General features: G+C 60.6%; 14 protein-coding genes. 8 read left to right on the plus strand and 6 right to left on the minus strand.

Annotation, left to right across the window (positions count from 1 at the left end; translation table 11 throughout):
• The first annotated feature begins 145 nt into the window (after positions 1 to 145).
• Both ACO08A_RS04910 and ACO08A_RS04915 read left to right on the plus strand, forming a co-directional pair.
• On the plus strand, positions 146 to 1,369 hold the full coding sequence (locus ACO08A_RS04910; RefSeq protein WP_422040084.1) for an NAD(P)/FAD-dependent oxidoreductase: 1,224 nt from the start codon (positions 146 to 148) through the stop codon (positions 1,367 to 1,369).
• Positions 1,366 to 1,827, plus strand: coding sequence for a YaiI/YqxD family protein (locus tag ACO08A_RS04915; RefSeq protein WP_422040085.1), 462 nt, complete (start codon positions 1,366 to 1,368; stop codon positions 1,825 to 1,827). Before ACO08A_RS04910 ends, ACO08A_RS04915 begins: the two co-directional genes overlap by 4 nt.
• A 134-nt stretch (positions 1,828 to 1,961) precedes the next feature.
• Here the strand turns inward: ACO08A_RS04915 and ACO08A_RS04920 are convergent, their stop codons facing one another.
• Complete coding sequence (locus ACO08A_RS04920; protein WP_421981482.1) at positions 1,962 to 2,318, minus strand: BA14K family protein; 357 nt, start codon at positions 2,316 to 2,318, stop codon at positions 1,962 to 1,964.
• Positions 2,319 to 2,881: 563 nt separating this feature from the next.
• On the opposite strand from ACO08A_RS04920, the gene ACO08A_RS04925 reads away from it, so the two are divergent.
• A complete protein-coding gene (locus tag ACO08A_RS04925) occupies positions 2,882 to 3,094 on the plus strand; it encodes a cold-shock protein (protein ID WP_422040086.1) in 213 nt (70 codons plus the stop codon).
• 156 nt (positions 3,095 to 3,250) lie between these two features.
• Positions 3,251 to 3,565, plus strand: a complete 315-nt coding sequence (locus ACO08A_RS04930; RefSeq protein ID WP_422040087.1) for a hypothetical protein — start codon at positions 3,251 to 3,253, stop codon at positions 3,563 to 3,565.
• A 408-nt stretch (positions 3,566 to 3,973) separates the two neighbouring features.
• On the opposite strand, the gene choV is transcribed toward ACO08A_RS04930, so the two are convergent.
• The 3 genes from choV to ACO08A_RS04945 form a co-directional block, all read right to left on the minus strand.
• Positions 3,974 to 5,020 carry a choline ABC transporter ATP-binding protein gene (gene choV / locus ACO08A_RS04935; protein ID WP_422040088.1) on the minus strand — a complete coding sequence of 349 codons (1,047 nt, stop codon included), beginning with the start codon at positions 5,018 to 5,020 and terminating at the stop codon, positions 3,974 to 3,976.
• Positions 5,017 to 5,859: a choline ABC transporter permease subunit gene (gene choW / locus ACO08A_RS04940; RefSeq protein WP_421981478.1), complete on the minus strand. Its 843-nt coding sequence runs from the start codon at positions 5,857 to 5,859 to the stop codon at positions 5,017 to 5,019. The genes choV and choW overlap by 4 nt, the downstream gene beginning before the upstream one ends.
• Positions 5,860 to 5,933: 74 nt before the next feature.
• Entirely contained in the window at positions 5,934 to 6,881 is a 948-nt protein-coding gene (locus ACO08A_RS04945) for a choline ABC transporter substrate-binding protein (RefSeq protein WP_422040089.1), read from the minus strand.
• A gap of 226 nt (positions 6,882 to 7,107) precedes the next feature.
• Between ACO08A_RS04945 and betI the strand changes: the two genes are divergently transcribed.
• The 4 genes from betI to ACO08A_RS04965 all read left to right on the plus strand — a co-directional run bounded on the left by betI (position 7,108) and on the right by ACO08A_RS04965 (position 12,310).
• Positions 7,108 to 7,710 (plus strand): transcriptional regulator BetI, encoded by a 603-nt coding sequence (gene betI / locus ACO08A_RS04950; protein ID WP_422040090.1) that lies wholly within the window; start codon positions 7,108 to 7,110, stop codon positions 7,708 to 7,710.
• 14 nt (positions 7,711 to 7,724) lie between these two features.
• The gene (gene betA / locus ACO08A_RS04955) at positions 7,725 to 9,383 is read left to right on the plus strand and encodes a choline dehydrogenase (RefSeq protein ID WP_422040091.1); all 1,659 of its coding nucleotides are present in this window, start codon (positions 7,725 to 7,727) and stop codon (positions 9,381 to 9,383) included.
• A 44-nt stretch (positions 9,384 to 9,427) separates the two neighbouring features.
• Positions 9,428 to 10,891: a betaine-aldehyde dehydrogenase gene (gene betB / locus ACO08A_RS04960; RefSeq protein ID WP_422040092.1), complete on the plus strand. Its 1,464-nt coding sequence runs from the start codon at positions 9,428 to 9,430 to the stop codon at positions 10,889 to 10,891.
• Between the two features lie 135 nt (positions 10,892 to 11,026).
• Complete coding sequence (locus tag ACO08A_RS04965) at positions 11,027 to 12,310, plus strand: adenylate/guanylate cyclase domain-containing protein (RefSeq protein ID WP_422040093.1); 1,284 nt, start codon at positions 11,027 to 11,029, stop codon at positions 12,308 to 12,310.
• Between the two features lie 180 nt (positions 12,311 to 12,490).
• Here the strand turns inward: ACO08A_RS04965 and hemP are convergent, their stop codons facing one another.
• Positions 12,491 to 12,706 carry a hemin uptake protein HemP gene (gene hemP, locus ACO08A_RS04970; RefSeq protein WP_422040094.1) on the minus strand — a complete coding sequence of 72 codons (216 nt, stop codon included), beginning with the start codon at positions 12,704 to 12,706 and terminating at the stop codon, positions 12,491 to 12,493.
• A gap of 394 nt (positions 12,707 to 13,100) precedes the next feature.
• Entirely contained in the window at positions 13,101 to 13,565 is a 465-nt protein-coding gene (gene rirA, locus ACO08A_RS04975; RefSeq protein ID WP_421981471.1) for an iron-responsive transcriptional regulator RirA, read from the minus strand.
• Between the last annotated feature and the right edge of the window lie 22 nt (positions 13,566 to 13,587).

Raw genomic sequence — 13,587 nt, forward strand, 5'->3', positions numbered from 1 at the left:
TCCCGTTTCATGGTCTCACGAGAGGGATAACAAAAACTTGCCGGGCCGTGCCGAAACGGTGCGGCTGCGGGTGCGAAAGGTGATGAGCGGTTTGCAAGGCCATTCAGGTGTGGCGTTGTGAACGCAAGTCGCCCTATAAGGCGGCATGCTTGATGTCCTCGTCATCGGAGCCGGACCGGCCGGCCTTTACGCGGCCGACCGTTTGGCGGCCGCGGGCCTTAAGGTTGAGATCATCGACCGGATGCCGTCGCCTGCGCGAAAGTTCCTGATGGCCGGGCGCGGCGGGCTCAACATCACCCACAGCGAAGACCTGGACACGTTTGTTGACCGTTACCGCGAGGCAGCGCCGTTTCTCGCCCCCCTGATCGAGGCGTTTCCGCCCAAGGCCCTGACTGACTGGTGCCACGGGCTCGGGCAGGACACGTTTGTCGGTTCAAGCGGCCGCGTCTTTCCCGTCGCGATGAAAGCGTCCCCCCTGTTGCGCGCCCTCCTCAGACAGCTTCAGGATCGCGGCGTTTCACTCAAGACCCGGCAGTCGCTCACAGGACTGTCCGCGTCAAACATGGCAATCGTTCAATCGGAAAACGGAGAGACATGCGAAATCGGAGCACGCGCCATCTTGCTCGCCCTGGGCGGCGCCAGCTGGCCGAAACTCGGATCGACGGCGGCCTGGGTGCCGCTGCTTGAGAAACGCGGCGTGAAGGTGACGCCGTTCCAAGCGGCGAATTGCGGCTTCGAGATTGCCTGGAGCCCGTTTCTGAAAGACAGGTTTTCCGGCTCTCCGCTAAAACGGATCGGCCTGTGCCTTGCCGGCCACCACGTGCTTGGCGAAGCCATTCTTTCCGAAAAGGGGCTGGAGGGCGGTGCAGTCTATGCCCTGTCCGCCGAAATCCGGGATACCATCAACCGTCTCGGTTCGGCGGAACTTGAAATCGACCTGCGTCCCGGACTGTCAGCCGGCCAGCTTGCGGAAAAACTTGCCCGTCCCCGGGGAAAACAGACATGGTCCACGTTCCTGAAAAAGGCACTCAGACTGAAGCCCGTCGAAATTGCCCTGCTGCATGAAACCGGTCCGCTGCCGGATGATCCTGCGTCCCTTTCAGATCGAATCAAGCGCGTGAAACTGACCAGCAAGGCCCCCTATCCGATCGATCGCGCGATTTCCTCGGCGGGTGGTATCGCGCTTGACGAGCTTGAGGACACACTGATGCTCAAGAAGATCCCCGGTGTCTTTGCGGCCGGGGAAATGCTCGATTGGGAAGCACCGACCGGCGGTTATCTGCTGCAGGCCTGTTTTGCAACGGCGCATCGCGCGGCTTCGGCAATCACGACCTATCTGAAAACAGACAAAGCAGGACACAAGCCATGACGGTCCTTTTCGTGGACGCGGATGCCTGCCCGGTGAAGGACGAAGCCGTCCGGGTCGGCGAGCGGCACAAGGTCGAAATAAAATTCGTTTCAAACAGCTGGATGCGGCTGCCGGAAGGCGACCTTATCGAGCGGGTCGTCGTCCCCGAAGGACCGGACGAGGCCGACAACTGGATCGCCGAACGGGCGAAAGAAGGCGATGTCGTGGTGACGGCGGACGTGCCGCTTGCGGCGCGTTGCGTCAAGGCGGGGGCCCTGGTGATCGGTCCGACCGGGAAACCATTCCGGGAAGACGGTATCGGCATGCGCCTCGCCATGCGCGATCTCAACACGCATCTGAGGGAAACCGGCGAAATCCGCGAAGGCGGTCCGTCTTTCACCAAGGCCGACCGGTCAAGGTTTCTGAATCAGCTTGAAACCATCATGCGCGCTGCCAGGCGCATCTCCGGGGCAAAATAAAAACTCCCTGCAAGGTTGGGAGGAGACCTTGCAGGGAGACGCCGGGGGGCACTTTGTGCCGCATCTGAACCGGCTGAGTCGCATTGTCCTTGTTCGGCGGGAGCCGGCGATCCGGCTCCGCAACCTTCAAAACCTTAGCGGCAGAACTTGTACTGACCGGAATAGGCCAGGAAGTAGCCAGTGTTCGGGTTGAACGAACGATATTTCGCGTGGCAGTAGTTGTACCAAGCCGGGGTCCACGGAGCCGGACGGTAAGTGACGACCGGAGCCGGTGCCGGGTAGTAGGCCGGCGGCGGAGCAACGTAGGTCGGCGGTGCGTAACGGGGCCGCGCCAGGGCGGAACCGATGATGGCGCCAGCGGCGATACCGCCTGCAATGCCTGCACCGACGCGCCAGCCGTTTCCAGCTTCGGCAGTGGTTGTCTGAGAGGTAAGAACAACACCGGCAACGAGAGCGAGGGCGGTGGTGGTGGTAGCGATTTTCTTAAACATTCTAAAGTCCCTTCATGGTTGCGAGGCCCTGAATGTTTCCCTGCCTCAGCTCATGAAAAGACCATAGCGCTGACCCTCGACCAGCTCTGTGACCGGGGTCACAAGGTGTCACATTTGCCTTTTTTCCGGTTTCAGGGCCGGAATCCTGCGTCCGGGAGGCACTCCGCAGATGTCATTTGTCCAGGCATGCATCGAATCGGGACCATGAGACCGCCAGCACACCGCGCGGTCGACGTGCCGCTGGGGCATCGAGACCTCATCCGTATCATTGTCAGGACCCATGGTCTGAGCGCTGACCGGAACGCGGAATTTGGAATTCGCGGAGCTTCGGCGAAAACTCACACTAGTTTCACTTGCCACGCCCTTGGCTCAGACCTACATTGTCGAGCATCGGCGCGCGTTGCGCCGTACGGGACATGACGAAAGACCCGGTGAGACTGATTTCGGTGGCGCTTCTGAAGCGTTGCTCTGAATAGCCAAGCTTTCCGTTTCTTATTGACTTCTCGTATATCCGCGCTCTGCTGGTCCTCCCGCAGGCGCACAAACAACGGAAAGGTTTCTCCATGCGCGAGAACGGCACCATCAAGTTCTTCAACCACGACCGTGGTTTCGGTTTCATCACGCCGGATAGCGGCGGCAAGGACGTCTTCGTCCATGTGACAGCATTCGAACAGGCAGGCATCGGTGCGCCGGTCGAAGGCGCGAAGATCTCCTTCGTCGCAGAAGACGATCGCCGCGGTCGCGGCAAACAGGCTGCACAGCTCGAGCTTCTCTAAGGCTCATGGGTTCGTTTCGAACCCGGAAAACTGCCAAATTGAAAACGGGGCCGTGCGGCCCCGTTTTTGTTTCCGGATTTATCGCCTGTTCTTTCGGATGCTGACCGGCGTCAGCTCGCAGTTTAAAATTTTCTCTCCCAATCACCGGAGACCCTGATGATGCCAGAGCTACCGCAATCACCGCTCATACTTCAGATTGCGGCTGCGCTGCTTACGATGGGCAGTGTTGCCGGTTTCCTGATATGTTTCTGCGTTATCATCCGTCTCTTCCTCAGATACAATTTTTCCGAAGACTATCGTGACGCGTCCAGCGAAGTCGCAAGGTCCAACAAAGCCATGAATGACTTTCTGCTGTCGGCAAAGTTTAGCCGCGAACGCCGTATCCTGTACTGGACCTTTCCGGCAATCGTGCTTTGCATGCTTCTCCTGCTCCTGCTGAGCACCTTCTACGGACCGATTTCGATCGGGTAAGGCCACGCGCTCGGCCTTGTCAGTTTGTCTCGGGAGGTGTTTTTTTGGGCCCTCCAAGGGATGAGACCCGGGGATTGAAAACCGGTGTTTCCGCCGAAGCGGTTACCTCTCCCATCGGGAGAGGGTAGTTTTTGGAAAGTTGGCGCCGCGAAGACATGCTTGCCTCAAGACTGTGCTTTCGCACTTCCTCAGGATGAGGTCACCGGATCTGGTGATGACCTGAATAGCCCCGCCATCGTCATCCCGGCCAAGCGTCAGCGCGTGTCGGGACCGGGGAGCCCGTGACTGCGGATCTGCCAAGGGTCAGCAACCGGCGCCGTGGCTCACCGATCCCGGATCACCGCTGCGCTGCGTCCGGGATAACGGCGCTAAGTTGGAGAGAGGGTCGAGGGCAGTGTTGCCCTCGGCTCATTTCAGCATGCAGTCGAGCAGTTCGCCGTCGCCGATGACACCGACGATGGCGCCGTCTTTCTGCACCACGACGGGCTCGGTGCTGGACCGCTTCAGTCTGGCGACCTCGCGTACCGGTGTTCCCACTTCGCAGGTCAGCCCGCTCGCCAGGGATCCCGGCAGACTGCCGGGCGGAACCATGATGTCACGTGCCCTGAGCACATTGAGCGGGTTCATGTGGCTGACGAAGTCGGCGACATAACCGTCTTCCGGGTTCTTGACGATTTCCTGCGGCGTTCCGAGCTGGATGATCCGGCCGCCTTCCATGATGGCGATGCGCGAGCCGATCTTGGCCGCCTCGTCCAGATCGTGGCTGACGAAGATGATCGTCCGGTTGAGTTCCTTCTGAAGATCCAGGAGTTCATCCTGCAACTTGTCGCGGATGAGCGGATCGAGCGCTGAGAACGGCTCGTCCATCAACAGGATCGGGGCGTCCGTAGCGAAGGCGCGGGCGAGGCCGACGCGCTGCTGCATGCCGCCGGACAGCTCGTGAACGTATTTCTCGCCCCAGCCGGACAGGCCGACGAGCTTCAGCTGTTCCTCCACCTTGGACGCGCGGTCCTTGGGAGTCATGCCGGCGAGCTCAAGGCCAAAACCGACATTTTCCGAAACGGTGCGCCAGGGCAGGAGACCGAATTGCTGGAAGACCATGGCAATGCGGCTGCGGCGCAGTTCGCGCAGATCGTTCGCGGAGCAGGTTTCCGGATTCACGTAGCTGTTGCCGTCGTGAACCTGGACCTCGCCCCGGATCACCGGATTGAGGCCGTTGACAGCACGCAGCAAGGTGGATTTTCCGGAGCCGGACAGACCCATCAGGACCAGAACCTCGCCCTCGTGGATGTCGAGACTCGCGCCGGCAACGCCCAGGATCTGGCCCGTCTCCGCCTGGATTTCCTGCCGGGTCTTGCCGGTGTCGATCATCGGCAAGGCCGATTTGGGGTCGTCTCCAAAAACGATGTCGACATCGCGGAAGGAGACGATCGGGGATGTGGCTGTTTCCGTCATCGCTTGCCTCCTTCTTCTTTCCTGAAGAACCTGTCGAGCACGATCGCGATCAGAACGATGCAGACGCCGACCTCGAAACCCTGGGCGATATTCACGGTGTTCAGTGCCCGGAGCGTCGGCACCCCGAGGCCATCGGCACCGACCAGAGCCGCGATGACGACCATGGAGAGCGACAGCATGATGGTCTGGGTGAGACCGGCCATGATCTGCGGCAGCGCATAGGGAAGCTCGACCTTCCAGAGGAGCTGCGATTTCGTCGCGCCAAACGCCTCGCCCGCTTCCAGCAGCGCTTTCGGTGTGGAAGAAACGCCAAGCTGCGTCAACCGGATCGGCGCGGGAATGGCGAAAATGACTGTCGCGATCAGGCCGGGCACCATGCCGAGACCGAACAGGATCAGCGCCGGGATCAGGTAGACGAAGGTGGGGATGGTCTGCATGAGATCGAGCACGGGCCGGATCGCGGCATAAAAACGTGGATTGTGCGCGCCCAGAACACCAATCGGAACACCGGCGACCATGCAGACAACCGCGGCCGCCAGCACCAGCGCGAGCGTTTCGGTGGTCTCTTCCCAATAACCCTGGTTGATCGTCAGAAGCAGCGCCAGAATGACAAAGGCGGTGAATGCAATTGTGCGGTGAACGGCGTAGCCGATGCCTGCGGCGATGGCGACGATGACCAGCGGGTGCGGGGTTTGCAGCAACCACAGGATCCCGTCGATCAGGGACTCCAGAAAGATGGAGATGCCGTCAAAGATCCAGGCGGCATTCACGGTCAGCCAGTCAAAAAAGGCTTTCGCCCATTTCCCGATCGGCAATTTGTACTCTGTAAGCCAGTCCAAGCCGCTGCTCCGCTTCGTCTCAGTTCAAAAAAAATGCGCCGGGCGGAAGGTCCGCACCGGCGCTGTGTCAGGCCCTATTCGACGCCAAGGGCACCCTTGACCGCGGCGAAGCTGTCACCGCCGTCGAAGGTCTTGACCCCGACAAGCCAGCTTTCGAACGTGGCCGGATGAACCTTGAGCCAGGCGGCGGCCGCCTTGTTCGGGTCTTCGCCGTCATTCAGGATCGCACCCATGATCTCGTTTTCCATCGCGAGCGAGAATTCGAGATTTTCCAGAAGCTTGCCGACATTCGGGCATTCGCCGACGTAACCGGCACGGACATTGGTGTAGACGGTGGCGCCACCGAAGTCCGGGCCGAAGATGTCATCGCCGCCTTCCAGGTAGGCCATTTCGAAATTGGCGTTCATCGGGTGCGGTTCCCAGCCGAGGAACACGATGTCGTTTTCACGCTTACCGGCCCGGGCCACCTGCGCGAGCATGCCCTGTTCGGAGGACTCGACAACCTCGAACCCTTCCAGATCGAAGAGGTTCTGGTCGATCATGCCGATGATCAGACGGTTGCCGTCGTTGCCCGGCTCGATGCCGTAGATCTTGCCGTCGAGATCGTCGCGGAACTTGGCAATGTCCGCAAAGCTCTTGAGGCCCTTGTCATAGGTGTATTTCGGCACGGCGAGCGTGTATTTCGCACCTTCCAGATTGGCGCGCACGGTCTCGACGGACCCGTCTTCGCGATAGGCCTTGATGTCGCCTTCCATGGTCGGCATCCAGTTGCCGAGGAAGACGTCGATGTCCTTGTTCTTCAGGGACGCGTAGGTCACCGGAACCGAGAGGATCTTGACCTCGGGCTCGTATCCGAGCGCTTCGAGCACGACCGACGTCGCAGCGGTGGTCGCCGTGATGTCCGTCCAGCCGACATCCGAGAAACGCACCGTCTTGCAGGCCTCCGGTTCGCTGGCCATTGCCGTGCCGGACAGCATGACAGCCAATGCAAGGCCTCCAGCGAGTTTCGCTGCAATGTTCATGAGTAAACCTCCTTTGGAAAGCAAATTATCGTTTGTGCAGGGAGCAAAGTCCCGCCCGAGGCGTAAACTTCGACCACCAGATCTCAAGGGCGCAGTCTGAAACGTGCGCGATCGGTCTGCCAACCCCTGTCCCGCCGCAATCCAAGCATCCGTAGCGACATTTTGCAAGTTTTCATTGATTGATTGATCAATTAAAAATAAGAATCGGAAAAGTCCGGAGATCAGGATGCCCAAAGTCGGAATGGAAGCACAGCGCCGGCGGAGCCTCATCGATGCCACCGTGGATGCGATACACGAACGCGGTTACAGCGACGTAACGATGGCCCAGATCGCCAAGCGTGCAGGCGTTTCCGGCGGTCTAGTGCACCACTATTTCGGCTCGAAAGATCAATTACTTGCCGCAACGATGCGGCACCTGTTGACCGAGCTCGGGCGCGCCATACGCGAGAACCTCGCCAAGGCGGAAACACCACGCGAGCGCATCTCCGCGATCATTGCGGGCAACTTCGCCGTGGACCAGTTTCAACCTGCGGTGATCGCCGCCTGGCTGGCGTTCTACGTGCAATCCAGAACCACCGAAAGTAACAACCGCCTGCTGCGGATCTATGCCGCAAGGCTTGCCTCCAACCTGACCTACAATCTCCGTTTCTTCCTTCCAAGGAGCGAAGCGCGCCGGATTGCGGAAGGCACTGCGTCCATGATCGACGGGGTCTGGATCCGGCAGGCCCTGAGCGACGCGCAGACCGACAGGCATGCAGCCATCGCGATGGTCGAGGACTATGTCGAAAACCAGATTGCCGCTCATGCGGACCGCAGCAAGGACCACTGAGCCGGAGTTTCGCAATGACCGACGAATTTGATTTCATCATCGTAGGGGCCGGGTCCGCCGGTTGCGCGATGGCCAGCCGGCTCTCCGAGGACCCGAAAAACCGGGTTCTCGTGCTGGAATTCGGCGGCACGGATGTCGGGCCGCTGATCCAGATGCCCGCCGCCCTCTCCTATCCCATGAACATGCCGATCTACGACTGGGGCTATGAAAGCGAGCCGGAACCGCATCTCGGCGGCCGCCGCCTCGCGACGCCGCGCGGCAAGGTGATCGGCGGCTCGTCGTCGATCAACGGCATGGTCTATGTGCGCGGCCATGCCTGTGACTTCGACACCTGGGAAGAAATGGGCGCAAGCGGCTGGGGCTACCGGCACGTGCTGCCCTATTACAAGCGGCAGGAACAGAACCCGCAGGGCCAGGCCGGGTGGCGCGGTGAAAACGGTCCGCTGCACGTGCAACGGGGTACCAAGTGGAACCCCCTGTTTCACGCGTTCCGCGATGCCGGCCGCCAGGCGGGGTACGAGATCACCGAGGACTACAACGGCGAGAAGCAGGAAGGCTTCGGCGACATGGAAATGACGGTCCACAAGGGCCGCCGCTGGTCAGCCGCAAACGCCTATCTCAAGCCGGCCCTGAAGCGTGGCAACCTGGATCTCATCAAGGGTGCCCTTGTCCGCAAGGTCCTGATCGAGAACAACCGGGCCGTTGGTGTTGAATTCGAGATCGGCGGCGAAATCCGGGAAGCCAGGGCCACACGCGAGGTCATCCTCGCCGCTTCGTCGATCAATTCGCCGAAGATCCTGATGCTGTCGGGCATCGGCCCGGCAGACAAACTGTCCGAACTCGGCATCGATGTCGTTGCCGATCGCCCCGGTGTCGGCGCCAACCTGCAGGATCACCTGGAGCTTTATATCCAGCAGGCCTGTTCGCAGCCGATCACGCTCTACAAGCACTGGAACCTCTTTTCCAAGGCCTTGATCGGTGCGCAATGGCTGTTCTTCAAGAATGGCCTGGGCGCATCCAACCAGTTCGAGAGCTGCGCCTTCATCCGCAGCAAGGCCGGCGTCAAGTATCCCGACATCCAGTACCACTTCCTGCCCTTCGCGGTCCGCTATGACGGGCAGGCCGCAGCCGAAGGGCACGGTTTCCAGGCGCATGTCGGACCGATGCGGTCGAAATCGCGCGGACAGGTGTCCCTGACGTCCTCCGACCCGAAGGCCAAGCCTTCGATCCTGTTCAACTACATGTCACACGATGAAGACTGGGAAGACTTCAGGACCTGCATCAGGCTCACGCGGGAAATCTTCGGCCAGGACGCCTTCGCCGACTATCGCGGCAAGGAAATCCAGCCGGGCGACAAGGTACAGAGCGACGAAGAGCTCAACGATTTCATCCGTGAGCACGTGGAAAGCGCCTACCATCCATGCGGCACCTGCAGGATGGGCGCCAAAAGCGATCCGCTGGCTGTGGTCGATCCGGAGTGCCGCGTCATCGGTGTCGATGGCCTTCGGGTCGCCGACAGTTCCATCTTTCCGCTGATCACAAACGGAAACCTGAACGGGCCCTCCATCATGGTGGGTGAGAAAGCCTCCGACCACATTCTCGGCAAGGACCCGCTTCCGGCCTCCAATCAACAGCCCTGGATCCACCCGGACTGGGAAAACAGTCAACGCTGAATTCTGGCCGGGCCGCCGGTCACACCTTTTGCAGGAGCACTTCAATGCGCGCCCAACCGAATGCCTCACACTTCGTCGGCGGATCCTATCTGGAAAGCCAGTCGGGAACACCGTTCGACAGCGTCTATCCCGCGACCGGCGAGGCAATTGCCCGCATCACACCGGCCGACGATGCCGTCATCGAGGCCGCGATCTCGGCCGCCAGGAAGGGCCAGAAGGTCTGGGCAGAGACGCCCCCGGCCGAGCGGGGGCGCGTGCTGCGCCGGGCAGCCGACATTCTCAGGGAGAAGAACCGCGAACTGTCGATCCTGGAGACCCTCGACACAGGCAAGCCGTTGCAGGAAACGCTTGTCGCGGATGCCGCTTCGGGAGCGGACTGCCTGGAATATTACGGTGGCCTTGCCGCTACGCTTACCGGCGAACATATCGACCTTGGCGGCTCGTTCGCCTACACGAAGCGCGAACCACTGGGGATCTGCTTCGGCATCGGCGCCTGGAACTACCCGATCCAGATCGCCTGCTGGAAGGCCGCTCCCGCGCTTGTCTGCGGCAACGCCATGATTTTCAAGCCGTCCGAGGTGACGCCGCTGAGCGCGCTCAAGCTCGCCGAAGCCCTGAGCGAAGCCGGGCTGCCGGACGGCGTCTTCAACGTGATCCAGGGATTTGGCGATGTCGGCGCAAAAATGGTGGCGCATCCCGACATTGCCAAGGTGTCGCTGACGGGCTCCGTCCCGACCGGCGCCAAGGTGGCAGCCCTCGCAGGCGAACACCTGAAGAAGACGACGCTCGAACTTGGCGGCAAATCCCCGCTGATCATCTTTGACGACGCGGATATCGAGAACGCGGTGTCCGCCGCGATCAACGCCAATTTCTATTCGACCGGGCAGATCTGCTCGAACGGAACACGGGTCTTCGTTCAAGCAGCCATCAAGGACCGGTTCCTCGCACGCCTTTCCGAGCGAACGGCGAATGCCGTGCTCGGCGATCCGCTCGACGAGGCGACCAGTATCGGCCCGCTTGTCTCCAAGGCACAGTTCGACAAGGTGCTGAACTATCTGAAGATCGGACAAGACGAAGGCGCCCGCCTCGTGTGCGGCGGCGGCGCGGCCGAGGTGGCGCGTTTCCCGGAAGGTCTCTTCGTGCAGCCGACCGTATTCGCCGATGTCACGGACACCATGACAATCGCGCGGGAAGAGATCTTCGGCCCCGTTCTGAGCGTGCTCGATTTCGACGATGAGGACGATGTCGTCGCCCGAGCGAACGATACCGAATTCGGCCTGGCGGCCGGGGTTTTCACGAACGACATTCAGCGCGCGCACCGCGTAATCGGCCGGCTGCAGGCCGGCACCTGCTGGATCAACACCTACAATCTCACGCCAATCGAAATGCCTTTTGGCGGCTACAAGAAATCCGGGATCGGCCGGGAGAATGGTCACGCGGCGATCGAATATTACAGCCAGCTGAAAAGCGTCTATGTCGAAATGGACGGCGTTGAAGCTGCATTCTGACCGCGCTGGTTGCGATTTCACAGACAAGCCCTGGCCTCAGGCCGGGGTTTTTTTGTCGTCCAGGAGACCGTAACAGATTGAAGTTTCTCCGCAGCAAACCAGATTAACGTCAACACAGCTTCGTCAGGAGACCGTATGACCCGCACCGTGCTTGATCCCGCACCGCGCAGTTACGCACCGCATGTTTACGTTCTCAACCGGTCACAACGCGGACCGGCCTGCGCACCCGAGCACCAGAGCATCCAAGACCTGCACAACTGGCTGTTGCACGAGGCGACGCGGATCGACAACGTGATGCTGATGTTCGAGGAATTCATGTGGCGCTGCAAGGCGGCCGACCTCGGCATTGACCGCTGCACACTTCACATGGGCACCCTGCACCCCCGGGTGATCGGGTTTTCCTGGTTCTGGAGCCGTCTTGACGAGTTATGCGACGAGATCGCTGCCGACGCGGGTGCCGTCAATGAAGCCGCGTTCACGCGCAATCCGCTCTACAAGGTGATCATGGAAGGCCAGATGATAAGGGTCGACCTGGAAACCGAAGACGGCCGGACGTCCTCCCCGCTGATGCAGGAACTCGCCGACCAGGGTTTCACGTCCTATGTCGCGCTTCCGCTGAGTGCATCGGGCAAGACCTTCAACGCGATGACATTTGGAACGACGCGGCCGGGCGGGTTCGGAACCTCGGACAAGGACGAAATCCGCCGGCTGATCGACCTTCTGGCTCTCCATGTAGAGCGGCACATCGTCCAGCGCATCGCGCGCAACGTCGCCGACACCTACCTCGGTCCGATCGCGGGACGGCGCGTCCTTGACGGGGAGATCCGGCGCGGCGACGGCGAGGCCATTCAGGCCGTCGTCTTCATGGCCGACATGCGCGGCTTCACCCAGCTTGCCGACCGTCTCAGCGGTCCTGAGGTAACGGCCATCCTGAATGCATATTTCGACCGGATCTCCGGCGCCATCCTGAGCCATGGCGGCGACATTCTGAAATTCATGGGCGACGGCGTGCTTGCCGTTTTCGACCAGAAGGCCCTTGGCGAAGGGGCAGCGGCAACCGCTGCCGTCAAGGCCGCGCGGACCGCGCTTGATGCCATCGAGGCCCTGAACGAGACACCGCCCGACGACCTGCCGGATCCCGATCTCTGGCATCCGCTGAAAATCGGCATCGGACTGCACAGAGGCGAGGTCTTTTTCGGCAATGTCGGTGGCGAGGAGCGTCTCGATTTCACGGTGATCGGACGTGCCGTGAACGAGACCAGCCGGGTGGAATCTCTCTGCAAACCCTTGGGCCGGGAACTTCTCCTGACCGAACCGGTGCGCAACGCACTGGCAGGGGATCTCAAAACCAGCCTGAACGAAATGGGCGAACATGCCCTTCGCGGTGTCGGCAAACCTGTTGCGATCTATTCGGCCTGAGTTTGATTGCCAATCCCGGAACTGCGACCGGGACCGGCGGGAAAGGGAATGTCCCCTTCCCCCAAAGTGGGTCGGGGGAAGGGGCAGGGAGACCGCGTGACCCGAAGAGGCCTCGGCGATCGCCCTTCGCGGAGCCGCCCGCACCTAGGGTACGGACGGCGCATCGGATGTATTTCGGTGTCACTTCGTGAGGATCAGTTTTCCCTGCTTGGTAATGGAGAGACGATAAGTGTCCTCGTTATGCTGAATCTGGATCTGCCTCAGACCGCTGAAGAGCTCACGCGAATCGAATTCCGATTTCTGTTCGCGCGCCGGCTTGCCCGCCCAGGCGGATCTTGAGCTGCCCGCGGACGAAATTGAGAGGCGTCGCTTCTGGCTGTTGGCGGTGAGTGTCATGGCACTATCGGTCCCTGGCCTATGCTGTTTTGCCGGATCAAGGGAGGCTCAACCCGGCGTCCAATTCAGAACGATTAAAAGGTGAGTTTCTTACTCAACTTTATACTTGACACTCATACTCAACTTTTCCTATCAAGGCAATGCCTGATCGAGACGGAACTGGAAATCGCGTCCTCCGGTTTTGAACGAGACAGGGTCCGCGGGAAACCGCGGACGAAAAATGCCAGGCCAGCCAACCGCCCTCTCCTCTCCCTCAGCGGCTAGCCAGCCCGGCCTTTTCTCCAAAACCTGCCTGATCGAAAAGGGTGCCGGTGCGCTCCGCGCGGGCCGTCACGCAACAAAAAAGCGCCAACCGGATGGTGGCGCTTCTGGTCAACACAACGAAGTGGCGTGTTCAGGCATTTGCCGCGATCGGTGCGTCCGTCACGTCGATCTTCAAGAGATCACGCATGCCGAACCTGTCCTCGGACAAGTCAGCAATCGACTTGGTATCCAGCACTGCCATGAAGGCTTCAAGCGCCTCATGCAAAAGACCGTTGAAGCCACAGGACATGATCAGCGGGCAATCCTTGCGCCCCGAATCGAAGCACTCGGCAAGAAGAAAGCTTTCCTCTGCCGCGCGCACGACCTCGCCCACCGAAATCTGCTCCGCCGGCCGGCCCAGCATGACACCTCCGTTCCGCCCGCGAATGGTCTTGATCAGATTGGCATCGACCAGGACCTTCATGATCTTGAACAGGTGGGTTTCCGACATGTCGAAGCTGGCAGCGATATCGGCAACCTTGCTCGGCTTGTCCGGGTTGACGGCGCAGTACATGAGGGCACGCACAGCGTAGTTTGTTTGTTGTGTCAGTCGCATGCCCTAGATATGCGGTGCGGCG

Origin of the sequence: Roseibium sp. (genome assembly GCF_965232425.1) — a bacterium.
Classification (GTDB): domain Bacteria; phylum Pseudomonadota; class Alphaproteobacteria; order Rhizobiales; family Stappiaceae; genus Roseibium.

What these genes read in the sequence shown, in the direction of transcription:
- rirA (WP_421981471.1), bottom strand. Translation starts at nt 13,565, where the DNA reads ATGCGACTGACACAACAAACAAACTACGCTGTGCGTGCCCTCATGTAC.
- betA (WP_422040091.1), top strand. Translation starts at nt 7,725, where the DNA reads ATGACCGACGAATTTGATTTCATCATCGTAGGGGCCGGGTCCGCCGGT.
- choV (WP_422040088.1), bottom strand. Translation starts at nt 5,020, where the DNA reads ATGACGGAAACAGCCACATCCCCGATCGTCTCCTTCCGCGATGTCGAC.
- ACO08A_RS04930 (WP_422040087.1), top strand. Translation starts at nt 3,251, where the DNA reads ATGATGCCAGAGCTACCGCAATCACCGCTCATACTTCAGATTGCGGCT.
- ACO08A_RS04945 (WP_422040089.1), bottom strand. Translation starts at nt 6,881, where the DNA reads ATGAACATTGCAGCGAAACTCGCTGGAGGCCTTGCATTGGCTGTCATG.
- ACO08A_RS04925 (WP_422040086.1), top strand. Translation starts at nt 2,882, where the DNA reads ATGCGCGAGAACGGCACCATCAAGTTCTTCAACCACGACCGTGGTTTC.
- betB (WP_422040092.1), top strand. Translation starts at nt 9,428, where the DNA reads ATGCGCGCCCAACCGAATGCCTCACACTTCGTCGGCGGATCCTATCTG.
- ACO08A_RS04920 (WP_421981482.1), bottom strand. Translation starts at nt 2,318, where the DNA reads ATGTTTAAGAAAATCGCTACCACCACCACCGCCCTCGCTCTCGTTGCC.
- ACO08A_RS04910 (WP_422040084.1), top strand. Translation starts at nt 146, where the DNA reads ATGCTTGATGTCCTCGTCATCGGAGCCGGACCGGCCGGCCTTTACGCG.
- hemP (WP_422040094.1), bottom strand. Translation starts at nt 12,706, where the DNA reads ATGACACTCACCGCCAACAGCCAGAAGCGACGCCTCTCAATTTCGTCC.
- betI (WP_422040090.1), top strand. Translation starts at nt 7,108, where the DNA reads ATGCCCAAAGTCGGAATGGAAGCACAGCGCCGGCGGAGCCTCATCGAT.
- ACO08A_RS04915 (WP_422040085.1), top strand. Translation starts at nt 1,366, where the DNA reads ATGACGGTCCTTTTCGTGGACGCGGATGCCTGCCCGGTGAAGGACGAA.
- ACO08A_RS04965 (WP_422040093.1), top strand. Translation starts at nt 11,027, where the DNA reads ATGACCCGCACCGTGCTTGATCCCGCACCGCGCAGTTACGCACCGCAT.